This is a genomic window from Streptomyces sp. LBL, from assembly GCF_029893585.1.
In the GTDB taxonomy this organism is placed as follows: Bacteria; Actinomycetota; Actinomycetes; order Streptomycetales; family Streptomycetaceae; genus Streptomyces.
Window position 1 is genome coordinate 1 of the sequence record NZ_JARXYX010000096.1, and the last position, 1,072, is coordinate 1,072.

The following is a 1,072-nucleotide window of genomic DNA, read 5'->3' on the forward strand; positions in this document are numbered from 1 at the left end:
TAGGGCCTGCGTGGAGTTGCGATCTCGCGGGGCCCCGGCTCGGGAGGGGCGGGGCCTTTGGAGTAAAACTGTGGGGTGTCTCGACCTCAACTTTCGGATGCTGAGTGGGAGTTCATCTCCCCGTTCCTGCCGGTCGGTGAGTACGGGCCGTACCCGGAGAACCTGCGGGCGCACTTCGAGGGCGTCGTGTGGCGGTTCAGGAACGGGGCGAAATGGCGGGAGTTGCCCGAACGATTCGGGCACTGGTCCACCGTTTACGGCCGGTTTCGGCAGTGGCGGGATGCCGGGGTGTTCACCGCGGTGTTCCAGGGTGCGATCGCCGAGGCGGCGAAGCGGGGCCTGGTGGACTTGTCGCTGGTCAGCGTGGACTCGACCACGGTCCGGGCCCATCATGATGCTGCCGGGATGATCGTGGAGCCCGAGATCCTGGACGCGCTGGAGAAGGCCGCTGCGGAAAAAGGGGCACCGGTCAGGAACAAGACGGGCAACTGGACCCGGAGCGGGAAGAACGACGACGCGTGAGGCGTCGCCGCAAGGCCCGACTCGCCGCCGCCGACCTGGGACGTTCCCGCGGCGGACTGACCACGAAGACGCACCTATCCTGTGTGCCGCAATGCCTGCCCCTCTCGCTCAAGATCACTGCGGGGCAAGCCGGGGACAGTCCGCAGTTCATCCCCGTCCTAAACAAGATCCGCGTCCCCGGCCCGGTCGGTCGGCCCCGCACCCGGCCGGACGCAGTCGCGGGCGATAAGGCGTACTCATCCCGCCAGAACCGTTCCCACCTGCACAAACGTGGGATCAAAGCGGTCATCCCCGAGAAGAAGGATCAGGCCACCCACCGCAAGAACCGCGGCTCACGCGGCGGACGGCCCGTCACCTGGGACAAGCAGCTGTACAAACTCCGCAACAGCGTCGAACGCACCATCAACAAGATCAAGGACTGGCGCGGCCTCGCCGTCCGCTACGACAAAAAGCCTGAAAGCTACCAGGCCGGACTCGAATTATGCGCCGGCCTCCTCTGGATCCGACACCTCGGATCACAGTCTTGATCACAACTCCACACAGGCCCTAG

The 1,072-nt window shown here is 65.7% G+C and carries 1 pseudogene; it reads left to right on the forward strand.

Features of this window, described 5'->3' with window-relative positions:
• The first annotated feature begins 75 nt into the window (after positions 1-75).
• Positions 76-1,049, forward strand: a pseudogene (locus M2271_RS42440) (IS5 family transposase).
• Positions 1,050-1,072 lie beyond the last annotated feature (23 nt).